The following is a 16,856-nucleotide window of genomic DNA, read 5'->3' on the forward strand; positions in this document are numbered from 1 at the left end:
GTTACAGCAGCGCGGAAACGCTTTCGCGAACCTGTGCCGGCCATACGCCGCACTGCACCTGGCCGATATGGTCGAGCTGCAGCAACAGCATCGTCAGGCGAGACTGGCCAATGCCGCCGCCGATAGTCTGCGGCATCTCGCCGCGCAGCAGCGCCTGGTGCCACTCCAGTTTCAGGCGATCTTCATCGCCGGTCAGCGCCAGCTGGCGTTTCAGCGCCGCGGCGTCAACGCGGATCCCCATTGAGGAGATCTCGAACGCATCTTCCAGCATGGGGTTCCACACCAGGATATCGCCGTTCAGTCCGGCAAAGCCTTCAGAAACCTCAGTGCTCCAGTCATCATAGTCCGGCGCACGTACATCATGGCGCTTGCCATCAGAGAGTTTGCCGCCGATGCCGATTAAGAAGACGGCGCCCAGCTCTTTGGCAATCGCTCGCTCGCGGCCCTTGGCATCAAGATCCGGATAGCGACTCAGCAGCGCCTGGCTGTGAACAAAGTGGATCTGTTCCGGCAGGAACGGCGTCAGGCCAAATTCCTGGCTGACCGCCAGCTCGGTGGCTTTGATCCCGGCGTAAATAGCTTCGACGGTCGCCTTCAGCGTGCCGACGTGGCGCTCTTCATCCCCCATCACCCGCTCCCAGTCCCACTGGTCGACATAGACGGAATGGATCGGCGTCAGACGGTCTTCATCGGGGCGAAGGGCCTTCATGTGCGTGTACAGCCCTTCGCCCGCGCTGAAGTCGTGTTGTCCCAGGGTTTGACGCTTCCACTTCGCCAGCGAATGCACCACTTCGAACTGGGCGTCGGGCAGTGTTTTCACTTTCACCTGAACCGCTTTCTCACAGCCGGACAAGTTATCCTGCGTCCCATCGCCCACGCGGCTTAAGATTGGCGCCTGGACTTCAATCAGGCCAAGCTTCTCTTCCAGCTGACGGGAAAAGTGGGATTTAACGAAACTGATCTGGCGTTGTTTTGCGATATATGCGGTTTTCATTTTTATGACTCCTGCGTCCTGTTGCCATTGATTAAGCAACAAAACAGGCCACCAACACAATAATCAATCAATAAAAAGGCTCATCGACTTTTAATTCATCAAAATATGGCGCTAAAATAGTAAGAACCCTCAAACTTCATAAGAAAAAGATATGGAAAATTATCAGATCGACAATCTGGACCGCGGCATTCTCGATGCGCTAATGGCCAACGCCCGTACCGCCTATGCCGAACTGGCCAAACAGTTCAGCGTCAGCCCCGGCACTATTCATGTACGCGTCGAAAAGATGAAACAGGCGGGCATCATTACCGGCGCGCGCATTGACGTCAGCCCCAAACAGCTGGGCTATGACGTCGGCTGCTTCATCGGCATTATTCTCAAGAGCGCCAAAGACTATCCCTCCGCCCTCGCCCGCCTGGAAAGCCTGGAGGAGGTCACCGAGGCTTACTACACCACCGGCCACTACAGCATCTTTATTAAGGTGATGTGTAAATCCATCGATGCCCTGCAGCAGGTACTTATCAACAAGATCCAAACAATTGATGAAATTCAGTCCACCGAGACCCTGATCGTGCTGCAGAACCCGATCATGCGCACCATTAAGCCCTGATCGTTTTTTTTAATCCCACATTTTTCCACAGGTAGATCCCAGCTCGCTCACAGCGTACAATACGCCACTCTGAACAGTTGAGCGGGCGATCGGCGATCTATGGCAGACATTACACTTATCAGCGGCAGCACCCTGGGCAGTGCGGAATACGTAGCGGAGCATCTGGCGGAAAAGCTGGAAGAAGCAGGCTACAGCACTGAAATCCAGCACGGCCCGCTGGTGGACGATCTGCAGGCGCAGGGGATCTGGTTAGTTATCTCTTCCACCCATGGCGCCGGCGACATTCCCGACAACCTGGTTCCCTTCTATGACGCGCTGCTGGCGCAGCAGGCCGATCTTTCCGCCGTGCGCTTTGGCGCCATCGGGATCGGCAGCCGCGAATACGACACTTTTTGCGGCGCGATCGATAAATTAGAAGCGGCGCTGAAGGCCTGCGGGGCAAAACAGATCGGCGAGACCCTGAAGATCAACGTGCTGGAACATGAAATTCCAGAGGATCCGGCGGAAATTTGGCTGGGATCCTGGAAAAATTTGCTCTGAGATTTGTAAAGATCGTCCGTTCTTCTGTGGATAACCATGCTTAAAAGCTTGGATCAACCGGTAGTTATCCAAAGAATAACCGCAGTACGGTTTTTGAGCTGTGCATAACCCTTCATTCTGATCCCAGCTTATACGGACCAGGATCACCGATCATTCACAGAGAGTGATCCTTCTTAAGCTTTTGATCTTACTTCGCGGATCCGACTTATCCACAAAGAGAGTCGATCCTAATAAGAGATCACAATAGAACAGATCTCTATATAAAGATCTTCTTTTTAATACTCAGGATCCCGGAGTCTTTCTCAAAAGACCAAAGCCGAGTAGAATCCACGGCCCGGGCTTCAATCCATTTTCAAACCGCGTTATGCGAGGCAGACCACCATGTTTTATCAGGATCCTTTTGACGTCATTATCATTGGCGGGGGTCACGCAGGCACTGAGGCCGCAATGGCCGCAGCGCGTATGGGTCAACAGACCCTGCTTTTGACACACAATATCGACACGCTGGGGCAGATGAGCTGCAACCCGGCGATTGGCGGCATTGGGAAAGGACACCTGGTAAAAGAAGTGGACGCGCTCGGCGGCCTGATGGCCAAAGCGATCGATCAGGCAGGCATCCAGTTTAGGATACTAAACGCCAGCAAAGGCCCCGCGGTGCGCGCCACTCGCGCCCAGGCTGACCGCGTGCTGTACCGTCAGGCGGTACGCACTGCGCTGGAGAACCAGCCGAATTTGATGATCTTCCAGCAGGCAGTGGAAGATCTGATTGTCGAAAACGATCGCGTCGTAGGCGCAGTCACCCAGATGGGCCTCAAATTCCGTGCCAAAGCGGTGGTGCTGACCGTCGGAACCTTCCTTGACGGCAAAATCCATATTGGTCTGGATAACTACAGCGGCGGACGCGCCGGCGATCCGCCGTCGATCCCGCTGTCTCGTCGTCTGCGTGAACTGCCGCTGCGCGTAAGCCGACTGAAAACCGGGACCCCGCCGCGCATTGACGCGCGCACCATCGATTTCAGCGTGTTGGCTCAACAGCATGGCGATAACCCGATGCCGGTCTTCTCGTTTATGGGATCTGCCGATCAGCATCCGCGTCAGGTGCCGTGCTACATCACCCACACTAACGAGAAAACCCATGACGTGATCCGCAATAACCTCGATCGCAGCCCCATGTACGCCGGGGTGATCGAAGGGATCGGTCCACGCTACTGCCCGTCGATCGAAGACAAAGTCATGCGCTTTGCCGATCGCAACCAGCATCAGATCTTCCTCGAACCGGAAGGCCTGACCTCAAACGAAATTTATCCGAACGGCATCTCCACCAGCCTGCCGTTCGATGTGCAAATGCAAATCGTCCGCTCCATGCAGGGGATGGAAAATGCGCGGATCGTCCGTCCTGGCTACGCTATTGAGTACGACTTCTTCGACCCGCGCGATCTGAAACCGACGCTCGAGAGCAAATTCATTCAGGGTCTGTTCTTCGCCGGTCAGATCAACGGCACTACCGGTTATGAAGAAGCGGCGGCTCAGGGTCTGCTGGCCGGTCTTAACGCTGCTCGCTTCTCGGCGGAAAAAGAGGGCTGGGCGCCGCGTCGCGATCAGGCCTACCTCGGCGTGCTGGTGGATGACCTGTGTACTCTGGGTACCAAAGAACCGTACCGCATGTTTACCTCTCGTGCTGAATATCGTCTGATGCTGCGCGAAGACAACGCCGACCTGCGTCTGACTGAGCAGGGGCGTGAGCTGGGTCTGGTGGATGATGAACGCTGGGCGCGTTACAACGAGAAGCTGGAAAGCATTGAGCGCGAACGCCAGCGCCTGAAATCGACCTGGGTGAACCCGCAGGCTGAGAGCGCTACCGAAGTGAACGCTCACCTGACCGCGCCGCTGTCGCGCGAAGCCAGCGGTGAAGATCTGCTGCGTCGCCCGGAAATGACCTACGAGCAGCTGGTTCAGCTCTCGCCGTTCGCGCCGGGGCTGGAAGATCGGCAGGCGGCTGAGCAGGTTGAGATCCAGGTGAAGTATGAAGGCTATATCGCGCGCCAGCAGGATGAGATCGAGAAACAGCAGCGCAACGAGAATACCTTGTTACCGGCGACGCTCGACTACCGTCAGGTCACCGGACTGTCTAATGAAGTGATCGCTAAACTAAACGACCATAAACCGTCGTCGATAGGGCAGGCGTCACGTATTTCCGGGATCACCCCGGCGGCGATCTCTATTTTGCTGGTTTGGTTGAAAAAGCAGGGGATGCTGCGTCGCAGCGCCTGATTGCGGCAGCCTGCCGCGCTGATTTCCCACTTGCATAATCAGCGTTCGCCTTTATCATTCCTGGCCCGGTAAGCGTTAGCGCCTCCGGGCTCATTATTTTTTGAAGGTACTTACCGTGCTCAACAAACTTTCTCGTCTGCTGGATGAAGCGGGTATTTCGCTCACCGATCACCAGAAAAATCAGCTGGTGGCTTACGTCGGGCTGCTCGATAAGTGGAACAAAGCCTATAACCTGACCTCCGTTCGCGATCCAAATGAGATGCTGGTGCGTCATATCCTCGACAGCATCATCGTCGCGCCTTATCTGCAGGGCTCGCGCTTTATCGATGTCGGTACGGGACCGGGGCTGCCGGGGATCCCGTTGGCTATCGTGCGCCCGGAGTCGCATTTCACCCTGCTGGACAGCCTTGGCAAACGCGTGCGCTTCCTGCGTCAGGTGCAGCATGAACTGAAGCTGGATAACATCACCCCGGTGCAGAGCCGCGTGGAAGCTTTCCCGGCCGAGCCGCCGTTTGATGGCGTGATAAGCCGCGCCTTCGCGTCGCTTAATGATATGGTGAGCTGGTGCCATCATTTGCCGGCCGCGAACGGTCACTTCTATGCGCTCAAAGGGTTAGCGCAAAAAGACGAAATGGAAAACCTGCCGGAAGGGTATGCCATAGCCGAGGTCATTGAGCTGCATGTTCCTCAGCTGGAAGGGGAGCGGCACCTGGTGGTGATTACGCCAAAAGCGAGTTAATTTTTATCAAAAAATGTGGAAAAAATGTGGCCCATGAATGTTACAAAAATAAAGGTCACCTCCTGATATTATCGGGCTGCATTTAACCATGTTTTTACTATGGTTTTTCTTGCGGTTAACTTAGCGTAAGTGATTCACTGACAAAATAGTCAACTTTGAAAATATCAGGGTGCTAAAAATCGACAATGATGATCAGCATCGTGATGTTAAATTTTTATTATAAATGTCAATAAAAGGTTTTTATTGTATGTGGGGTTGTTTTAGATAATGTCCTCACTTTTTATCTTGAATATCAAAAACATGAAAAATAGTGTTTTATGTCCTTGATTCATTAAAGGGCGCTTGAAATGTTTATTATGTGATCTAATGCACGCTTTAATTGCCGTGTTTCCACGTTATTTGCAGTTTTGTATGACCGCTCACAGAACGCTGAAATGCACGGAAAGTTGTCCGTTGGAAAATAATTAAACATTTATTCACTATTTTGCTACTTATTGTTTGAAATCACGGGGCGTCACCGTATAATTTGTCCGCTTTTTGATGCTTGACTCTTCGTCTTAAAGGACGTTTTATACGACACGCGACATACCTCAAAGGGAGCAGGAGTAAAAACGTGATGTCAGTGTCGCTCTTGAGTCGAAACGTTGCTCGCAAGCTTCTGTTTATTCAGTTACTGGCAGTAATGGCAAGTGGACTGCTGTTTAGCCTCAAAGACCCCTTCTGGGGCATTTCCGCGGTATGCGGCGGTTTGGCAGTGGTTTTGCCAAACCTGATGTTTATGATTTTTGCCTGGCGTCATCAGGCGCATACACCAGCAAAAGGCCGTGTGGCCTGGACCTTCGCCTTCGGTGAAGCCTTCAAGGTGTTGCTGACCTTCGCCCTCCTGGCGGTGGCGCTGGCCGTTTTAAAAGTGGTATTTTTGCCACTGATCGTGACGTGGGTTTTGGTGCTGGTGGTACAAGTTCTGGCGCCAGCTGTAATCAACAACAAAGGGTAAAAGGCATCATGGCTTCAGAAAATATGACGCCGCAGGAATACATAGGTCACCATCTGAACAACCTTCAGATTGATCTGCGTACTTTCTCGCTGGTGGATCCGCACAACCCCCCGGCCACCTTCTGGACGCTCAACATTGACTCCATGTTCTTCTCGGTGGTTCTCGGTCTGCTGTTCCTGGCCATGTTCCGTAGCGTTGCTAAGAAAGCGACCAGCGGCGTACCAGGGAAATTCCAGACCTTCATCGAAATGATCATCGGCTTCGTCCATGGCAGCGTCAAAGACATGTACCATGGCAAGAGCAAGGTTATCGCGCCGCTGGCGCTGACCGTGTTCGTCTGGGTCTTCCTGATGAACCTGATGGACCTGCTGCCAATCGACCTGCTTCCTTATATCGGCGAACACATTTTCGGCCTGCCTGCACTGCGCGTGGTTCCGTCTGCTGACGTGAACATCACCCTGTCGATGGCGCTTGGCGTGTTCATCCTGATTATTTTCTACAGCATCAAAATGAAAGGCGTAGGTGGGTTCGTTAAAGAACTGACCATGCAGCCGTTCAATCACTGGGCGTTCATTCCTGTCAACTTAATCCTTGAAGGGGTAAGCCTGCTGTCCAAACCGGTCTCTCTCGGTCTGCGACTGTTCGGCAACATGTATGCCGGTGAGCTGATTTTCATTCTGATTGCTGGTCTGTTGCCGTGGTGGTCACAGTGGGTTCTGAATGTGCCTTGGGCCATTTTCCACATCCTGATTATTACGCTGCAAGCCTTCATCTTCATGGTTCTGACGATTGTCTATCTGTCGATGGCGTCTGAAGAGCATTGATTTTTACCAACACTACTACGTTTTAACTGAAACAAACTGGAGACTGTCATGGAAAACCTGAATATGGATCTGCTGTACATGGCTGCCGCTGTGATGATGGGTCTGGCGGCAATCGGTGCTGCGATCGGTATCGGCATCCTCGGAGGTAAATTCCTGGAAGGCGCAGCGCGTCAGCCGGATCTGATCCCTCTGCTGCGTACTCAGTTCTTTATCGTTATGGGTCTGGTGGATGCTATCCCGATGATCGCTGTAGGTCTGGGTCTGTACGTGATGTTCGCCGTCGCGTAGTAAGTTGTTAGAAACCTAAGCCACAGAGTTAATTAAAGAGGTATTGTGCTGTGAACATGAACGCAACAATCCTCGGCCAGGCCATCGCGTTTGTTATCTTCGTATGGTTCTGCATGAAGTACGTATGGCCGCCTTTAATGGCTGCCATCGAAAAACGCCAGAAAGAGATTTCTGACGGTTTAGCTTCTGCAGAACGCGCTAAGAAAGATTTGGACCTTGCACAGGCCAACGCGACCGACCAGCTGAAAAAAGCGAAAGCGGAAGCCCAGGTAATCATTGAGCAGGCGAACAAGCGCCGCTCTCAGATTCTGGACGAAGCTAAAGCTGAAGCAGAACAGGAACGCACCAAAATCGTTGCACAAGCGCAGGCTGAAATTGATGCTGAGCGTAAACGTGCACGCGAGGAGCTGCGTAAGCAGGTCGCTATCCTGGCTGTTGCTGGCGCCGAGAAGATCATCGAACGTTCCGTGGATGAAGCTGCTAACAGCGACATCGTGGATAAACTTGTCGCTGAACTGTAAGGAGGGAGGGGCTGATGTCTGAATTTGTAACGGTAGCTCGCCCCTACGCCAAAGCAGCTTTTGACTTTGCCGTCGAACACAACAGTGTTGAACGCTGGCAGGATATGCTGGCGTTTGCCGCCGAAGTGACCAAAAACGACCAAATGGCAGAGCTTCTCTCCGGTGCTTTGGCGCCGGAAACGCTCTCAGAAGCGTTTATCGCTATCTGCGGCGAGCAACTTGACGAAAACGGCCAGAACCTGATTAAGGTGATGGCGGAAAATAATCGTCTGAAGGTGCTCCCGGACGTTCTTGAGCAATTCATTCACCTGCGCGCGGCCAGTGAGGCCATCGCAGAGGTAGAAGTCATATCTGCCAACCAACTGAGTGATGAACAGCTTGCCAGGATCGTCAGCGCGATGGAAAAACGTCTGTCACGCAAAGTTAAGCTGAATTGCAAAATCGATAAGTCTGTTATGGCAGGTATTATCATCCGTGCGGGTGATATGGTCATTGATGGCAGCGTACGCGGCCGTCTTGATCGCCTTGCAGACGTCTTGCAGTCTTAAGGGGACTGGAGCATGCAACTGAATTCCACCGAAATCAGCGAACTGATCAAGCAGCGCATTGCTCAGTTCAATGTTGTGAGCGAAGCTCATAACGAAGGTACTATTGTTTCTGTAAGTGACGGTGTTATCCGCATCCACGGCCTTGCCGAATGTATGCAGGGTGAGATGATCTCCCTGCCGGGTAACCGTTACGCTATCGCACTGAACCTGGAGCGCGACTCCGTTGGTGCGGTGGTGATGGGTCCGTACGCTGACCTCGCCGAAGGCATGAAGGTGAAATGTACTGGCCGTATCCTGGAAGTTCCGGTTGGCCGTGGCCTGCTGGGCCGCGTGGTTAACACCCTGGGCGCGCCAATTGATGGTAAAGGTCCGCTGGAAAACGACGGTTTCTCCGCCGTTGAAGCGATCGCGCCGGGCGTAATCGAACGTCAGTCCGTCGATCAGCCGGTACAGACCGGTTATAAATCCGTTGACGCCATGATCCCAATCGGTCGTGGTCAGCGTGAACTGATCATCGGCGACCGTCAGACCGGTAAAACTGCGCTGGCTATCGATGCCATCATCAACCAGCGTGATTCCGGCATCAAGTGCGTCTATGTTGCTATCGGCCAGAAAGCGTCCACCATCTCTAACGTGGTGCGTAAACTGGAAGAGCACGGCGCGCTGGCTAACACCATCGTGGTGGTAGCGACTGCATCCGAATCTGCTGCACTGCAATACCTGGCGCCATACGCAGGTTGCGCAATGGGCGAATACTTCCGCGACCGCGGTGAAGATGCGCTGATCGTTTACGATGACCTGTCTAAACAGGCTGTTGCTTATCGTCAGATCTCCCTGCTGCTCCGTCGTCCGCCAGGACGTGAAGCGTTCCCGGGCGACGTATTCTACCTCCACTCTCGTCTGCTGGAGCGTGCTGCGCGTGTTAACGCCGAATACGTTGAAGCCTTCACCAAAGGTGAAGTGAAAGGGAAAACCGGTTCTCTGACCGCGCTGCCGATTATCGAAACCCAGGCGGGTGACGTTTCCGCGTTCGTTCCGACCAACGTAATCTCCATTACCGATGGTCAGATCTTCCTGGAAACCAACCTGTTCAACGCCGGTATTCGTCCTGCGGTTAACCCGGGTATCTCGGTATCCCGTGTGGGTGGTGCAGCGCAGACCAAGATCATGAAGAAACTGTCCGGTGGTATCCGTACCGCGCTGGCGCAGTATCGTGAACTGGCGGCGTTCTCCCAGTTTGCATCCGACCTTGACGATGCAACCCGCAAACAGCTGGACCACGGTCAGAAAGTGACCGAACTGCTGAAACAGAAACAGTATGCGCCGATGTCCGTCGCGCAGCAGTCTCTGGTTCTGTTCGCAGCAGAACGTGGTTATCTGGCTGATGTAGAACTGGCGAAAATCGGTAGCTTCGAAGCCGCTCTGCTGGCTTACGTCGACCGTGATCACGCTCCGCTGATGCAAGAGATTAACCAGTCCGGTGGCTATAACGACGAAATCGAAGGCAAGCTGAAAGGCATCCTCGATTCCTTCAAAGCAACCCAGTCCTGGTAACGTCTGGCGGTCTGTCTTAGGGCAGGCCGCAAGGCATTGAGGAGAAGCTCATGGCCGGCGCAAAAGAGATACGTAGTAAGATCGCAAGCGTCCAGAACACGCAAAAGATCACTAAAGCGATGGAGATGGTCGCCGCTTCCAAAATGCGTAAATCGCAGGAGCGCATGGCGGCCAGCCGTCCTTACGCAGATACTATGCGCAAAGTGATTGGTCACCTTGCGAACGGTAATCTGGAATATAAGCACCCTTACCTGGAAGAACGCGACGTTAAGCGCGTGGGCTACCTGGTGGTGTCGACCGACCGTGGTTTGTGCGGCGGCTTGAACATTAACCTGTTCAAGAAACTGCTGGCGGAAATGAAAGCATGGTCCGATAAAGGCGTTCAGTGCGACCTCGCAATGATCGGCTCTAAGGGCGTCTCTTTCTTTAACTCCGTTGGCGGCAACGTCGTTGCACAGGTGACCGGTATGGGGGATAACCCATCCCTGTCCGAACTGATCGGCCCGGTAAAAGTGATGTTGCAGGCCTATGATGAAGGCCGTCTGGACAAGCTGTACGTTGTCAGCAACAAATTTATTAACACCATGTCTCAGGTTCCGACGATCACTCAGCTGCTGCCGTTACCGGCATCAGAAGACGCTGATCTGAAACGTAAATCCTGGGATTACCTGTATGAGCCCGATCCGAAAGCGCTGCTGGATACCCTCCTGCGCCGCTACGTCGAGTCTCAGGTTTATCAGGGCGTGGTTGAAAACCTGGCCAGCGAGCAGGCCGCCCGTATGGTGGCGATGAAAGCCGCGACCGATAATGGCGGCAGCCTGATTAAAGAGCTGCAGTTGGTATACAACAAAGCTCGTCAGGCCAGCATTACTCAGGAACTCACCGAGATCGTCTCGGGGGCCGCCGCGGTTTAACCAGGTTATTTCGTAGAGGATTTAAGATGGCTACTGGAAAGATTGTCCAGGTAATCGGCGCCGTGGTCGACGTCGAGTTCCCTCAGGATGCCGTACCACGCGTGTACGAAGCCCTTGAGGTACAGAATGGTAATGAAGTTCTGGTGCTGGAAGTTCAGCAGCAGCTGGGCGGCGGTATCGTACGTACCATCGCCATGGGTTCTTCCGATGGTCTGCGCCGCGGTCTGGATGTAAAAGACCTCGAGCACCCGATCGAAGTCCCGGTTGGTAAAGCTACGCTGGGTCGTATCATGAACGTACTGGGTCAACCGGTCGACATGAAAGGCGACATCGGCGAAGAAGAGCGTTGGGCTATCCACCGCGCAGCACCGTCTTATGAAGAGCTGTCCAGCTCTCAGGAACTGCTGGAAACCGGCATCAAAGTTATCGACCTGATGTGTCCGTTCGCGAAGGGCGGTAAAGTCGGTCTGTTCGGTGGCGCGGGTGTAGGTAAAACCGTAAACATGATGGAGCTGATCCGTAACATCGCGATCGAGCACTCCGGTTACTCCGTGTTTGCGGGCGTAGGTGAACGTACTCGTGAGGGTAACGACTTCTACCACGAAATGACCGACTCCAACGTTATCGACAAAGTATCCCTGGTGTATGGCCAGATGAACGAGCCGCCGGGAAACCGTCTGCGCGTTGCGCTGACCGGCCTGACCATGGCTGAGAAGTTCCGTGACGAAGGTCGTGACGTTCTGCTGTTCGTCGATAACATCTATCGTTACACCCTGGCCGGTACGGAAGTATCCGCACTGCTGGGTCGTATGCCTTCAGCGGTAGGTTACCAGCCGACCCTGGCGGAAGAGATGGGCGTTCTGCAGGAACGTATCACCTCCACCAAAACCGGCTCTATCACTTCCGTACAGGCGGTATACGTACCGGCGGATGACTTAACTGACCCATCCCCAGCCACTACCTTTGCTCACTTAGATGCAACCGTAGTACTGAGCCGTCAGATCGCATCCCTGGGTATCTACCCGGCCGTTGACCCGCTGGACTCCACCAGCCGTCAGCTGGATCCGCTGGTTGTTGGTCAGGAGCACTACGACACCGCTCGTGGCGTTCAGTCCATTCTGCAGCGTTATCAGGAACTGAAAGACATTATCGCCATCCTGGGTATGGATGAACTGTCTGAAGAAGATAAACTGGTGGTAGCTCGCGCACGTAAGATCCAGCGCTTCCTGTCCCAGCCGTTCTTCGTGGCAGAAGTATTTACCGGTTCTCCGGGCAAATACGTCTCCCTGAAAGACACCATCCGTGGCTTTAAAGGCATCATGGAAGGCGAATACGATCACCTGCCGGAGCAGGCGTTCTACATGGTCGGTTCTATCGACGAAGCCGTGGAAAAAGCCAAAAAACTTTAACGCCTTAATCGGAGGGTGATATGGCAATGACTTACCACCTGGACGTCGTCAGCGCAGAGAAACAAATGTTCTCTGGTCTGGTCGAGAAAATCCAGGTAACGGGTAGCGAAGGTGAACTGGGTATTTACCCGGGGCACGCGCCGCTGCTCACCGCCATTAAGCCTGGTATGATTCGCATCGTTAAGCAGCACGGTCACGAAGAATTTATCTACCTGTCAGGCGGCATTCTTGAAGTGCAGCCGGGTAGCACGACCGTCCTGGCGGATACCGCAATTCGTGGCCAGGATCTCGACGAAGCGCGAGCCCTGGAAGCGAAACGTAAGGCTGAAGAGCACATTAAGAGCTCTCATGGTGACGTGGATTACGCTCAGGCGTCCGCGGAACTGGCCAAAGCGATCGCTAAACTGCGCGTTATCGAGTTGACCAAAAAAGCGATGTAACACCGGCTTGAACGTAAAAAGCCAGTCTGGTTTCCAGGCTGGCTTTTTTTATGGCCAGCTGCTGACGAGCAGATGAAGTGAAAACAGAGTTCACCCTTAATTGTTATTGATTAGTTAAATGATGAAGCGTAGACTCTGTTTTATGTGATGTGTGTCACATAAAATAGCGTTATCAAATTGCACCTGCGTCAGGAATTCATCATGAAACTGTTCCATAAAATCATCGCTAAATTTAGCGTCCTGAGCTTCTAAGCTCCGCGCTATCTCCCCCGCTGACACGACGTATCGCCCATCAAAACGACAACACTGGCGATGTGAAACCGGGCAAAGAAGGTCACCTGACGGTGGCCTTTCGTTTTTAATCACTACATCAATCACTTTGCCGCCCTCCCCCCGCCAGCGACTGGCGACGATTATCCTGGTTCTTCCCGCTATGGGTGCTGAAACCGCTTTCCGCAGCGGCTTTATTCAGGTGACGAAAAAACAGCAAAAGCAGTGAGATAGTCAATGATTATCCTCCCTACCCTCCTTTTTCAGCGTTAAACTGATTTGCAGTGGTTAAAAATAGCGTCATAAAATGGTGTATAGCCGTGAGCCTGGACGTTTTCTCCACGTCTCGTTTTATGATGAAAAATATGTAGAAATTTCAACGTGAAAGGCTTTTACTTTTCGTTCTAACTACCGTCAGGATGAGTATGTCAAATAGTGCGATGAGCGTGGTTATCCTTGCCGCAGGCAAAGGGACCCGCATGTATTCCGATCTTCCTAAGGTGCTGCATACCCTGGCCGGGAAGCCAATGGTGCAGCATGTCATTGATGCCGCTAACGATTTAGGCGCATGTGCGGTACACCTGGTGTACGGCCACGGCGGCGATCTGCTGCGTCAGACGCTGCATGAAGACAACCTGAACTGGGTGCTGCAGGCCGAGCAGCTAGGAACCGGGCACGCCATGCAGCAGGCGGCGCCGTTCTTCAATGATGATGAAGACATCCTGATGCTCTACGGCGACGTGCCGCTGATCTCCGTCGAGACGCTACAGCGCCTGCGCGCCGCGAAACCGCAGGGCGGGATTGGTCTGCTGACGGTGAAGCTGGATGATCCAACCGGCTATGGCCGCATTACCCGTGAGAATGGCCAGGTGACAGGCATCGTTGAGCACAAAGATGCCAGCGAGGCGCAGCGCCAGATTCAGGAAATTAACACCGGGATCCTGATCGCCGGCGGAGCAGATCTCAAGCGCTGGCTGGCGAAGCTCACCAATAACAACGCCCAGGGCGAATACTACATCACCGATATCATCGCCATGGCGCATCAGGAAGGTCACGAGATCGTTGCCGTGCATCCCCAGCGCCTGAGCGAAGTCGAAGGCGTCAACAATCGCCTGCAGCTTGCGCGCCTGGAGCGCGTCTACCAGGCTGAGCAAGCGGAAAAGCTGCTGCTGGCGGGGGTGATGTTGCGCGATCCGGCGCGTTTCGATCTGCGCGGTACGCTGCAGCACGGGCGCGATGTGGAGATCGATACTAACGTTATTCTGCAAGGCCGCGTCGTGCTGGGCGATCGCGTGAAAATCGGCGCCGGCTGTGTGATTAAAAACAGCACTATCGGCGATGATTGCGAAATCAGCCCCTACAGCGTGGTGGAAGATGCCCGGCTGCAGGCGGCCTGCACCATCGGCCCATTTGCCCGTCTGCGCCCGGGCGCCGAACTGCTGGAAGGCGCCCACGTTGGCAACTTCGTGGAAATGAAAAAGGCGCGTCTCGGCAAAGGCTCCAAGGCGGGTCATCTGACCTATCTGGGCGATGCGGAGATCGGTGATAACGTCAATATCGGCGCGGGCACCATCACCTGCAACTATGATGGCGCGAATAAACATAAAACGATTATTGGCGATGATGTCTTTGTCGGCTCGGATACCCAGCTGGTGGCCCCGGTCACGGTAGGCAATGGCGTCACGATCGCCGCCGGCACCACCGTCACACGCAATATCGCCGATAACGAACTGGTGTTGAGCCGCGTACCGCAGGTCCACAAACAGGGCTGGCAGCGTCCGGTGAAGAAAAAATAAACAGGATTGTCGCCGGGGGTAAAACGCCCGGCGAACCAGGATGAGAGGGTCAATATAGATCCCCGTCCGCAGGCAGTACCATAACAATAACCCCACTCTCTACAAGGCTCGGGGCGCCCGGAAAACGGGCAAATACAGGTCAGCGACAACGCATGGCATATCGCCATTATCAGGAAATTTAACTATGTGTGGAATTGTTGGCGCAGTCGCGCAGCGTGATATTGCTGAAATCCTTCTCGAAGGTTTACGTCGTCTGGAATACCGTGGCTATGACTCTGCCGGTCTGGCGGTAGTCGACAGCGAAGGTCATATGACCCGCGTGCGTCGCCTGGGTAAGGTACAGATGCTGGCTCAGGCGGTCGAAGAGCAACCGTTACACGGTGGTACCGGGATCGCCCATACTCGTTGGGCGACGCACGGCGAACCGTCTGAGAGCAATGCGCATCCGCATGTTTCTGAACACATTGTGGTGGTCCATAACGGGATCATCGAAAACCACGAGCCGCTGCGCGCACTGCTGCAGTCTCGCGGCTATGTCTTCGTCACTGAGACCGATACCGAAGTTATCGCCCATCTGGTGCACTGGGAGCTGGAACAAGGTGGTACCTTACGTGAAGCCGTGCTGCGCGCCATCCCGCAGCTGCGCGGCGCCTACGGCACCGTCATCATGGATACCCGCGACCCGGGAACTCTGCTGGCGGCCCGCTCCGGTAGCCCACTGGTTATCGGTCTGGGCATGGGTGAAAACTTTATCGCCTCCGACCAGCTGGCGCTGCTGCCGGTTACCCGCCGCTTTATCTTCCTCGAAGAGGGCGATATTGCGGAAGTGACTCGTCGCTCGGTGGTGATTTTCGATAAATCCGCTGCGCAAGTGAAGCGGCAGGAGATCGAATCCAATCTGCAGTATGACGCCGGCGATAAAGGTATCTATCGCCACTATATGCAGAAAGAGATTTTCGAACAGCCGAACGCGATTAAGAACACCCTGACCGGGCGTATCAGCCACGGCGAAGTCGATCTCAGCGAGCTGGGGCCGAACGCCAATGAAATGCTGGCTCAGGTCGAACATATTCAGATTGTTGCCTGCGGGACTTCCTATAACTCCGGGATGGTCTCCCGCTACTGGTTTGAAGCGTTAGCCGGCGTGCCGTGCGATGTGGAAATCGCCTCCGAATTCCGCTATCGCAAGTCCGCGGTGCGTCGTAACAGCCTGATGATCACCCTTTCCCAGTCCGGTGAAACTGCCGATACGCTGGCGGCGCTGCGATTGTCGAAAGAGCTGGGCTATCTCGGCTCGCTGGCCATCTGCAACGTGCCGGGCTCGTCGCTGGTGCGCGAATCCGATCTGGCGCTGATGACCAAAGCCGGAACGGAAATTGGCGTGGCCTCGACCAAGGCCTTTACCACTCAGCTGACGGTGCTGCTGATGCTGGTGGCGAAACTGGCGCGATTGAAAGGTCAGGATGCGTCCATTGAGCATGATATCGTCCACGGCCTGCAGGCGCTGCCGAGTCGTATCGAGCAGATGCTCTCTCAGGACAAGCGTATTGAGCAGCTGGCAGAGCGTTTCTCTGATAAGCACCATGCGCTGTTCCTCGGCCGCGGCGATCAGTATCCGATCGCCATGGAAGGGGCGCTGAAGCTGAAAGAGATCTCCTACATTCACGCGGAAGCCTACGCGGCGGGCGAGCTGAAGCACGGCCCGCTGGCGCTGATTGATGCGGAAATGCCGGTGATCGTGGTGGCGCCGAACAACGAGCTGCTGGAAAAACTGAAATCCAACATCGAAGAAGTTCGCGCCCGCGGCGGTGAGCTGTACGTCTTCGCCGACGGTGACGCCGGCTTCAACGGCAGCGACAACATGCACATCATTGAGATGCCGCATGTCGAAGAGACCATCGCCCCCATCTTCTACACCGTGCCGCTGCAGCTGCTGGCTTATCACGTTGCGCTGATCAAAGGCACAGACGTTGATCAGCCGCGTAACCTGGCGAAATCGGTCACGGTTGAGTAACGTATTACCTCTTTTGCAAAGGGCTGCCGGCGGTGGCCCTTTTTTATTTTCACCTGCTGTTTTTCGCCGATCTTGTGCGCAATATGTGGGATGGCGATAGACGACAAACGATCGTTTTGCACTGCGA

At 54.3% G+C, this 16,856-nt stretch carries 17 protein-coding genes; 15 read left to right on the forward strand and 2 right to left on the reverse strand.

Going from position 1 to position 16,856, the window contains the following annotated elements; all coding sequences use genetic code 11:
- Position 1: 1 nt before the first annotated feature.
- Positions 2-994 carry an aspartate--ammonia ligase gene (asnA, locus tag L2I46_RS18870; protein ID WP_236948140.1) on the reverse strand — a complete coding sequence of 331 codons (993 nt, stop codon included), beginning with the start codon at positions 992-994 and terminating at the stop codon, positions 2-4.
- A gap of 151 nt (positions 995-1,145) precedes the next feature.
- On the opposite strand from asnA, the gene asnC reads away from it, so the two are divergent.
- The 13 genes from asnC (at position 1,146) to L2I46_RS18935 (ending at position 12,649) form a co-directional block, all read left to right on the forward strand.
- Entirely contained in the window at positions 1,146-1,604 is a 459-nt protein-coding gene (gene asnC, locus L2I46_RS18875; RefSeq protein ID WP_002882510.1) for a transcriptional regulator AsnC, read from the forward strand.
- Positions 1,605-1,703: 99 nt separating this feature from the next.
- Positions 1,704-2,144, forward strand: coding sequence for an FMN-binding protein MioC (gene mioC / locus L2I46_RS18880; protein WP_017899651.1), 441 nt, complete (start codon positions 1,704-1,706; stop codon positions 2,142-2,144).
- Positions 2,145-2,525: 381 nt separating this feature from the next.
- Complete coding sequence (mnmG, locus tag L2I46_RS18885) at positions 2,526-4,415, forward strand: tRNA uridine-5-carboxymethylaminomethyl(34) synthesis enzyme MnmG (protein WP_023291477.1); 1,890 nt, start codon at positions 2,526-2,528, stop codon at positions 4,413-4,415.
- 115 nt (positions 4,416-4,530) lie between these two features.
- Entirely contained in the window at positions 4,531-5,154 is a 624-nt protein-coding gene (gene rsmG, locus L2I46_RS18890; RefSeq protein ID WP_032429030.1) for a 16S rRNA (guanine(527)-N(7))-methyltransferase RsmG, read from the forward strand.
- A 616-nt stretch (positions 5,155-5,770) separates the two neighbouring features.
- Positions 5,771-6,151, forward strand: a complete 381-nt coding sequence (gene atpI / locus L2I46_RS18895) for a F0F1 ATP synthase subunit I (protein WP_004202310.1) — start codon at positions 5,771-5,773, stop codon at positions 6,149-6,151.
- A gap of 8 nt (positions 6,152-6,159) precedes the next feature.
- Entirely contained in the window at positions 6,160-6,975 is an 816-nt protein-coding gene (gene atpB, locus L2I46_RS18900; protein WP_023291475.1) for a F0F1 ATP synthase subunit A, read from the forward strand.
- Between the two features lie 48 nt (positions 6,976-7,023).
- Positions 7,024-7,263 carry a F0F1 ATP synthase subunit C gene (gene atpE / locus L2I46_RS18905; protein ID WP_000429386.1) on the forward strand — a complete coding sequence of 80 codons (240 nt, stop codon included), beginning with the start codon at positions 7,024-7,026 and terminating at the stop codon, positions 7,261-7,263.
- A 50-nt stretch (positions 7,264-7,313) separates the two neighbouring features.
- On the forward strand, positions 7,314-7,784 hold the full coding sequence (gene atpF, locus L2I46_RS18910; RefSeq protein WP_004107293.1) for a F0F1 ATP synthase subunit B: 471 nt from the start codon (positions 7,314-7,316) through the stop codon (positions 7,782-7,784).
- Between the two features lie 14 nt (positions 7,785-7,798).
- Positions 7,799-8,332, forward strand: coding sequence for a F0F1 ATP synthase subunit delta (gene atpH / locus L2I46_RS18915; protein WP_004202307.1), 534 nt, complete (start codon positions 7,799-7,801; stop codon positions 8,330-8,332).
- Positions 8,333-8,344: 12 nt separating this feature from the next.
- Positions 8,345-9,886, forward strand: a complete 1,542-nt coding sequence (gene atpA / locus L2I46_RS18920) for a F0F1 ATP synthase subunit alpha (RefSeq protein ID WP_004144995.1) — start codon at positions 8,345-8,347, stop codon at positions 9,884-9,886.
- A gap of 50 nt (positions 9,887-9,936) precedes the next feature.
- Complete coding sequence (gene atpG, locus L2I46_RS18925; protein ID WP_004144996.1) at positions 9,937-10,800, forward strand: F0F1 ATP synthase subunit gamma; 864 nt, start codon at positions 9,937-9,939, stop codon at positions 10,798-10,800.
- A gap of 26 nt (positions 10,801-10,826) precedes the next feature.
- Positions 10,827-12,209 (forward strand): F0F1 ATP synthase subunit beta, encoded by a 1,383-nt coding sequence (gene atpD, locus L2I46_RS18930; protein WP_023291474.1) that lies wholly within the window; start codon positions 10,827-10,829, stop codon positions 12,207-12,209.
- Between the two features lie 20 nt (positions 12,210-12,229).
- Positions 12,230-12,649, forward strand: a complete 420-nt coding sequence (locus tag L2I46_RS18935; protein ID WP_004107274.1) for a F0F1 ATP synthase subunit epsilon — start codon at positions 12,230-12,232, stop codon at positions 12,647-12,649.
- A 370-nt stretch (positions 12,650-13,019) separates the two neighbouring features.
- Here L2I46_RS18935 and L2I46_RS18940 read toward each other — a convergent pair whose 3' ends face one another.
- Positions 13,020-13,157 (reverse strand): hypothetical protein, encoded by a 138-nt coding sequence (locus L2I46_RS18940; protein WP_236948141.1) that lies wholly within the window; start codon positions 13,155-13,157, stop codon positions 13,020-13,022.
- A 187-nt stretch (positions 13,158-13,344) separates the two neighbouring features.
- Between L2I46_RS18940 and glmU the strand changes: the two genes are divergently transcribed.
- Both glmU and glmS read left to right on the forward strand, forming a co-directional pair.
- Positions 13,345-14,715 (forward strand): bifunctional UDP-N-acetylglucosamine diphosphorylase/glucosamine-1-phosphate N-acetyltransferase GlmU, encoded by a 1,371-nt coding sequence (gene glmU, locus L2I46_RS18945; RefSeq protein WP_023291473.1) that lies wholly within the window; start codon positions 13,345-13,347, stop codon positions 14,713-14,715.
- A 184-nt stretch (positions 14,716-14,899) separates the two neighbouring features.
- Positions 14,900-16,729, forward strand: a complete 1,830-nt coding sequence (gene glmS / locus L2I46_RS18950) for a glutamine--fructose-6-phosphate transaminase (isomerizing) (protein ID WP_023291472.1) — start codon at positions 14,900-14,902, stop codon at positions 16,727-16,729.
- Positions 16,730-16,856 lie beyond the last annotated feature (127 nt).

Source organism: Klebsiella sp. 2019SCSN059 (assembly GCF_021739525.1).
GTDB lineage: Bacteria > Pseudomonadota > Gammaproteobacteria > Enterobacterales > Enterobacteriaceae > Klebsiella > Klebsiella quasipneumoniae.